Here is a 5,846-nt window from a genome sequence, read left to right on the forward strand (position 1 = left end):
TGGCTTCAAGCGCCACCTTCGCCTTGAAGTCCGCGCTGTAGTTCTTCCGTTTGCCAGCCACGCTGTTCGTCCTCGTCTTCCTCGGCGGCAAGCTTAGCAAACTGTCCAGTTTCTGGGGACCACCTCACAACGAGACCCTCGTCCGTGATCTCGCCGGCGGCGACTTCCTCGATCAGCAACGCAACGTCGTGCTGATCGGCGGGACCGGAACGGGCAAGTCGCACCTGGCCGTCGCGATCGCCCGGGCCTGTATCCGCAGCGGCCGACGGGGCCGGTTCTTCAACGTCGTGGACCTCGTCAACAAGCTCGATGCCGAGGCCCGCGCCGACCGCCAGGGAAGGCCGGCCGATCTGCTGTGCCGGCTCGACTTGTTCGCCATCGGTCTCGAACGCATGGCGACGCGATGGCTCACTCCTGGACGAACTCGGCTATCTCCCCTTCGCGCAAACCGGCGGCCAGCTCCTGTTCCACCTGATAAGCCGTCTCTACGAGCGCACCTCGATCATCGTCACGACGAACCTCGACTTCGGCGAATGGCCCACAGTGTTCGGTGACGCCAAGATGACGACCGCGCTTCTCGATCGCCTCACCCACCACTGCGACATCGTCGAGACCGGCAACGAGAGCCGGCGCTTCAAGACCCGCGCCTGAGCCGTCTGCGCCACTTGAAAGCTCCGCCGCCTCGGGCCGGCTACCCGCAGGAAAGAGGGGTCCCTTTTACGCGCCGATCAGGGGTCCCGATTGCATGCCGATTGACAATCTACGATCCCAGCATCATCGAACGCGTCAAGCATCAACCGCCGCGTTGAAAATCGGGCGCTTACCAGCGACCATGAGCCGACGGATGACGGGTTGCGATACCAGGTTCCCATCCAGGTGCAACGTTGCCGGGACCTACCTGAACCGAGAAAAAAATGACCCCCGCCGCGGCACGCGGCGGGGGTCGATTTCGTCGGGCAGGGGTCACCCCGCCCTGGGCTTACCAGTCCTCGCGATGCACGATCCGGGTCTTGATCGGCAGCTTCATCGCCGCGAGGCGCAGGGCCTCGTGGGCGACCGCTTCGGACACGCCGTCGATCTCGAACATGATCCGGCCGGGCTTGACCTTGGCCGCCCAGAAATCGACGGAGCCTTTCCCCTTACCCATCCGCACCTCGGTCGGTTTCGACGAGACGGGAGTGTCGGGGAAGATGCGGATCCAGACCCGGCCCTGACGCTTCATGTGGCGCGTCATGGCCCGGCGGGCGGCCTCGATCTGGCGCGCGGTGACGCGCTCGGGCTCGGTCGCCTTCAGCCCGAACGAGCCGAAATTGAGGTCGAACCCGCCCTTGGCCTGGCCGTGGATCCGGCCCTTGTGCATCTTGCGGAATTTCGTGCGCTTTGGTTGCAGCATCTCTTCTCTCCTTAGCGCTCGCGCTCGCGGCGCGGACGCGACGGGGCGCCACCTTCCTGCAGCTCGGCCTGGCGGCGATCGCGGGCGGAGGGATCATGCTCCATGATCTCGCCCTTGAAGATCCAGACCTTGATGCCGATGATGCCGTAGGGCGTGGACGCCTCGGCCAGGGCATAGTCGATGTCGGCGCGCAGCGTGTGCAGCGGCACCCGGCCCTCGCGATACCATTCGGTCCGCGCGATCTCGGCGCCGCCGAGGCGGCCCGCGACGTTGACCCGGATGCCGAGCGCGCCCATGCGCATGGCGTTCTGAACCGAGCGTTTCATCGCGCGGCGGAAGCTGACCCGGCGCTCCAGTTGCTGGGCGATGGATTCGGCCACCAGCTGGGCGTCAAGCTCGGGCTTGCGCACCTCGACGATGTTGAGATGCAGCTCGCTCGCCGTCATGTTGGCCAGCTTCTTGCGCAGCCCTTCGATATCGGCGCCCTTCTTGCCGATGATCACGCCGGGACGCGCGGTGTGGATCGTCACCCGGCATTTCTTGTGCGGGCGCTCGATGATGATGCGGCTGACGCCGGCCTGCTTGCACTCTTCACGGATGAAGTCGCGCATGGCCAGGTCTTCCAGCAGCAGGTTGCCGTATTCCTTGGTGTCGGCATACCAGCGGCTGTCCCAGGTGCGGTTCACCTGGAGGCGCATGCCGATCGGATTGACCTTGTGACCCATCAGACTTGCTCCTCGACCTGGCGGACCTTGATGGTGAGTTCCGAGAACGGCTTGACGATCTTGCCGAACCGGCCACGGGCGCGCGGCTGGCCGCGTTTCAGCGTCAGGTTCTTGCCGACATAGGCCTCGGCCACGATCAGTTCGTCCACATCGAGGTTGTGGTTGTTCTCGGCATTGGCGATCGCGGACTGAAGGCATTTCTTCACGTCCTCGGCGATCCGCTTCTTCGAGAAGGTCAGATCGGCCAGCGCGCGATCCACCTTCTTGCCACGGATCATCGCGGCGACGAGGTTGAGTTTCTGCGGCGAGGTGCGCAGCATGCGCGCCTTGGCCATCGCCTCATTCTCGGCCACGCGGCGGGGGTTCTTGTCCTTGCCCATGGCGATTACCTCTTCTTCGCTTTTTTGTCGGCCGCGTGCCCGTAATAGGTCCGCGTCGGCGAGTATTCCCCGAATTTCTGGCCGATCATGTCCTCGGTCACGTTGACCGGAATATGCTTCTGGCCATTATAGACGCCGAAGGTCAGCCCGACGAACTGGGGCAGGATGGTGGAGCGGCGCGACCAGATCTTGATGACCTCGTTGCGGCCGGATTCGCGGGCTTTCTCGGCCTTCTTCAGGACATAGGAGTCGACGAAGGGGCCTTTCCAAACGGAACGTGTCATGGCTTAGCGACCCTTCTTGCGCGCGTGACGGGAGCGGAGGATGTACTTGTCCGTCGCCTTGTTGCGGCGGGTCTTGGCGCCCTTGGTCGGCTTGCCCCAGGGGGTGACCGGGTGACGGCCGCCCGAGGTGCGGCCTTCGCCGCCGCCATGGGGGTGGTCGATCGGGTTCATCACGACGCCGCGGACCGAGGGACGCTTGCCCAGGTGCCGGTTGCGCCCGGCCTTGCCGAGGTTCTGGTTCGAGTTGTCGGGGTTCGAGACCGCGCCGACGGTCGCCATGCATTCCTGGCGCACCATCCGCAGCTCTCCCGAGGACAGGCGCAGCTGGGCGTAGCCGCCATCGCGGCCGACGAACTGGGCATAGGTGCCCGCGGCGCGTGCGATCTGGCCGCCCTTGCCGGGCTTCATCTCGATATTGTGGACGATCGTGCCGATCGGCATGCCGGTGAAGGGCATTGCGTTGCCGGGCTTCACGTCAGCCTTGGTCGAGGCGATCACCTTGTCGCCCACGCCCAAACGCTGCGGCGCCAGGATATAGGCCTGCTCGCCATCCTCGTACTGGATCAGCGCGATGAAGGCGGTGCGGTTCGGGTCATATTCGATCCGGGCCACCGTTGCGGCCATGTCGAACTTGGTCCGCTTGAAATCAACGATCCGGTAGAGGCGTTTCGCCCCGCCGCCGCGGCGGCGCATCGTGATCCGTCCGGTATTGTTCCGGCCGCCCTTCTTGGTCAGACCCTCGGTGAGAGCCTTGACCGGGCGACCTTTCCAAAGCTCCGAACGGTCGATCAGCACCAGCCCACGCTGGCCCGGCGTCGTCGGCTTGTACGACTTGAGTGCCATGCTTTCTGTCTTCCGTCAGCTTCGGACCAAAGGTCCCGTTTCCGTCTGGGGCAAAGACGCCCCGGTCTTGAATGCAGCAGGCCCCGGATGCCCCGGGGCCGCTGAGTCGGGCTCGTTTATCAGAGCCCGGTGGTAACGTCGATGGTGTTGCCCTCTTCGAGCGTCACATAGGCCTTCTTCACGTCCTTGCGGCGCCCGAGGATGCCCTTGAACCGCTTGGTCTTGCCCTTGGTGATCGTCGTGTTTACCGCCTTCACCTTGACGCCAAAAAGGCTTTCGACGGCCTCCTTGATCGCGGGCTTGTTGGCGTCGATCGCCACCTCGAACACGACCGCGTTGGCCTCGGAGGCCATGGTCGCCTTTTCGGTGATGATCGGCTTGCGGATCACGTCGTAATGTTCTGCCTTCGTGCTCATTTCAGTCGAGCCTCCAGAGCTTCGACACCCGCCTTGGTCAACACCAGCGTGTCGCGGCGGAGGATGTCATAGACATTGGCGCCCATCGAGGGCAGCACGTCGATCCCCTCGATGTTGCGCGCGGCCATGGCGAAGTTCTCGTTCACCTGCGCGCCGTCGATGATCAGGACACGCTTCCAGCCCAGCGACTTCAGCGACTTGGCCAGTTCGGCGGTCCTGGGCGCGGCCAGTTCGGCCGAATCCAGCACCACCAGCTCGCCCGCCTTCGCCTTGGCCGACAGCGCGTGCTTCAGACCCAGCGCCCGGAACTTCTTGGGCAGGTCATGGGCGTGGCTGCGCGGCGTCGGACCCTTGTAGACGCCACCCTTGCGGAAGATCGGCGCGTTCCGGTCGCCGTGGCGTGCGCCACCGGTGCCCTTCTGGCGATAAATCTTCTTGGTCGAGTAGCTGGTCTCGGACCGGGTCTTGACCTTGTGGGTGCCGGCCTGCGCCTTGTTGCGCTGCCAGCGGACCACACGGTGCAGGATGTCGGCGCGCGGTTCCAGGCCGAAGATCTCGTCGCCGAGTTCCACGGTGCCGGCCTTGGCGCCATCCAGTTTGATCACGTCGAGTTTCATTCCTCACCCCCTTCGGCGGGCGCGGCCTCGGCGGGCGCGGCGGCCGCAGCATTGGCCGATTTCAGCGCGGCGGGCAGAACGAGGTTCTCGGGCGCGGGCTTCTTGACCGCGTCCTTGATCGTGACCCAGCCGCCCTTGGCACCCGGCACCGCGCCCTTGACCATGATCAGGCCCCGGTCGGCATCGGTGCGCACGACCTGCAGGTTCTGCGTGGTCACGCGGGCTGCGCCCATGTGGCCGGCCATCTTCTTGCCCTTGAACACGCGGCCCGGATCCTGGCACTGCCCGGTCGAGCCGTGGCTGCGGTGGCTGATCGACACACCGTGCGAGGCACGCAGCCCGCCGAAATTGTGCCGTTTCATCGCACCGGCAAAACCCTTGCCGATCGAGGTGCCCGACACGTCCACATACTGGCCCTCGAAATAGTGATCGGCGGTGATCTCCTCACCGACGGCGATCAGGTTCTCGGGGGCCACCCGGAACTCGGCAAGCTTGCGCTTGGGCGCGACATTGGCCGCGGCGAAATGACCGCGCATCGGCGCCGTCACCCGCTTGGCCTTGGCGTTGCCCGAGCCGAGTTGAACGGCCGTATAGCCATCCTTCTCGGTCGTACGCTGCGCGACGACCTGGCAGCCGTCGAGTTGAAGGACGGTGACCGGCACCTGCCGCCCGTCTTCCATGAACAGCCGGGTCATGCCCAGCTTCTTTGCGATCACTCCAGAGCGCATCCGGGTGCCCTCCTCAAACCTTGATCTCGACGTCCACACCGGCCGCGAGATCGAGCTTCATGAGCGCGTCCACGGTCTGGGGCGTCGGGTCGATGATGTCGAGAAGCCGCTTGTGCGTGCGGATTTCCCACTGGTCGCGCGACTTCTTGTCGATATGCGGGCCGCGCAGAACGGTGAACTTCTCGATCTTGTTCGGCAGCGGGATCGGGCCGCGCACCTGCGCGCCGGTCCGTTTGGCCGTGTTCACGATCTCCGCGGTGCTGGCATCCAGAACGCGGTAATCGAAGGCCTTCAGCCGAATGCGGATATTCTGACTTTGCATGTTTCTTGCCCTCGGGCTGATGGGCCGGCTTTTGCCGGCCCGGCCGTGATTTCGGTTACTCGATGATCTTGGAGACGACGCCGGCGCCGACGGTGCGGCCGCCTTCGCGGATGGCGAAGCGGAGTTTCTCCTCCATCG

Annotated in this window: 11 protein-coding genes and 1 pseudogene; 1 reads left to right on the forward strand and 11 read right to left on the reverse strand. The window is 64.8% G+C overall.

Going from position 1 to position 5,846, the window contains the following annotated elements; all coding sequences use genetic code 11:
* Positions 1-5 precede the first annotated feature (5 nt).
* Positions 6-179: a hypothetical protein gene (locus NHN26_RS17045; RefSeq protein ID WP_253090519.1), complete on the reverse strand. Its 174-nt coding sequence runs from the start codon at positions 177-179 to the stop codon at positions 6-8.
* Between NHN26_RS17045 and NHN26_RS17050 the strand changes: the two are divergent.
* Positions 108-651, forward strand: a pseudogene (locus NHN26_RS17050) (ATP-binding protein); the annotation flags it as partial. The gene NHN26_RS17045 and the pseudogene NHN26_RS17050 overlap by 72 nt on opposite strands.
* A gap of 328 nt (positions 652-979) precedes the next feature.
* Here NHN26_RS17050 and rplP read toward each other — a convergent pair.
* The 10 genes from rplP to NHN26_RS17760 all read right to left on the reverse strand — a co-directional run.
* Positions 980-1,393 carry a 50S ribosomal protein L16 gene (gene rplP, locus NHN26_RS17055; protein ID WP_132546667.1) on the reverse strand — a complete coding sequence of 138 codons (414 nt, stop codon included), beginning with the start codon at positions 1,391-1,393 and terminating at the stop codon, positions 980-982.
* An 11-nt stretch (positions 1,394-1,404) separates the two neighbouring features.
* On the reverse strand, positions 1,405-2,118 hold the full coding sequence (gene rpsC, locus NHN26_RS17060; protein ID WP_132696076.1) for a 30S ribosomal protein S3: 714 nt from the start codon (positions 2,116-2,118) through the stop codon (positions 1,405-1,407).
* Complete coding sequence (rplV, locus tag NHN26_RS17065; RefSeq protein WP_132696075.1) at positions 2,118-2,498, reverse strand: 50S ribosomal protein L22; 381 nt, start codon at positions 2,496-2,498, stop codon at positions 2,118-2,120. Before rplV ends, rpsC begins: the two co-directional genes overlap by 1 nt.
* Positions 2,499-2,503: 5 nt before the next feature.
* Positions 2,504-2,782 carry a 30S ribosomal protein S19 gene (rpsS, locus tag NHN26_RS17070; protein WP_132696074.1) on the reverse strand — a complete coding sequence of 93 codons (279 nt, stop codon included), beginning with the start codon at positions 2,780-2,782 and terminating at the stop codon, positions 2,504-2,506.
* Positions 2,783-2,785: 3 nt separating this feature from the next.
* Positions 2,786-3,625: a 50S ribosomal protein L2 gene (gene rplB / locus NHN26_RS17075; RefSeq protein WP_253090515.1), complete on the reverse strand. Its 840-nt coding sequence runs from the start codon at positions 3,623-3,625 to the stop codon at positions 2,786-2,788.
* A 119-nt stretch (positions 3,626-3,744) separates the two neighbouring features.
* On the reverse strand, positions 3,745-4,041 hold the full coding sequence (locus tag NHN26_RS17080; protein WP_253090516.1) for a 50S ribosomal protein L23: 297 nt from the start codon (positions 4,039-4,041) through the stop codon (positions 3,745-3,747).
* Positions 4,038-4,658, reverse strand: coding sequence for a 50S ribosomal protein L4 (gene rplD, locus NHN26_RS17085; protein WP_253090517.1), 621 nt, complete (start codon positions 4,656-4,658; stop codon positions 4,038-4,040). The genes NHN26_RS17080 and rplD overlap by 4 nt, the downstream gene beginning before the upstream one ends.
* On the reverse strand, positions 4,655-5,386 hold the full coding sequence (gene rplC / locus NHN26_RS17090) for a 50S ribosomal protein L3 (protein WP_253090518.1): 732 nt from the start codon (positions 5,384-5,386) through the stop codon (positions 4,655-4,657). The genes rplD and rplC overlap by 4 nt, the downstream gene beginning before the upstream one ends.
* A 13-nt stretch (positions 5,387-5,399) precedes the next feature.
* The gene (gene rpsJ / locus NHN26_RS17095) at positions 5,400-5,708 is read right to left on the reverse strand and encodes a 30S ribosomal protein S10 (protein WP_132696069.1); all 309 of its coding nucleotides are present in this window, start codon (positions 5,706-5,708) and stop codon (positions 5,400-5,402) included.
* A gap of 55 nt (positions 5,709-5,763) precedes the next feature.
* The coding region (locus NHN26_RS17760; protein ID WP_092685645.1) for an EF-Tu C-terminal domain-related protein at positions 5,764-5,846 on the reverse strand (83 nt) is incomplete at its 5' end.

The organism is Rhodovulum tesquicola, assembly GCF_024128855.1.
Taxonomy (GTDB): Bacteria; Pseudomonadota; Alphaproteobacteria; order Rhodobacterales; family Rhodobacteraceae; genus Rhodovulum; species Rhodovulum tesquicola.

Excerpts from the sequence above, each read along its gene's own strand:
- rplP (WP_132546667.1), bottom strand. The coding sequence starts at position 1,393 with ATGCTGCAACCAAAGCGCACGAAATTCCGCAAGATGCACAAGGGCCGG.
- rpsC (WP_132696076.1), bottom strand. The coding sequence starts at position 2,118 with ATGGGTCACAAGGTCAATCCGATCGGCATGCGCCTCCAGGTGAACCGC.
- rplV (WP_132696075.1), bottom strand. The coding sequence starts at position 2,498 with ATGGGCAAGGACAAGAACCCCCGCCGCGTGGCCGAGAATGAGGCGATG.
- rpsS (WP_132696074.1), bottom strand. The coding sequence starts at position 2,782 with ATGACACGTTCCGTTTGGAAAGGCCCCTTCGTCGACTCCTATGTCCTG.
- rplB (WP_253090515.1), bottom strand. The coding sequence starts at position 3,625 with ATGGCACTCAAGTCGTACAAGCCGACGACGCCGGGCCAGCGTGGGCTG.
- NHN26_RS17080 (WP_253090516.1), bottom strand. The coding sequence starts at position 4,041 with ATGAGCACGAAGGCAGAACATTACGACGTGATCCGCAAGCCGATCATC.
- rplD (WP_253090517.1), bottom strand. The coding sequence starts at position 4,658 with ATGAAACTCGACGTGATCAAACTGGATGGCGCCAAGGCCGGCACCGTG.
- rplC (WP_253090518.1), bottom strand. The coding sequence starts at position 5,386 with ATGCGCTCTGGAGTGATCGCAAAGAAGCTGGGCATGACCCGGCTGTTC.
- rpsJ (WP_132696069.1), bottom strand. The coding sequence starts at position 5,708 with ATGCAAAGTCAGAATATCCGCATTCGGCTGAAGGCCTTCGATTACCGC.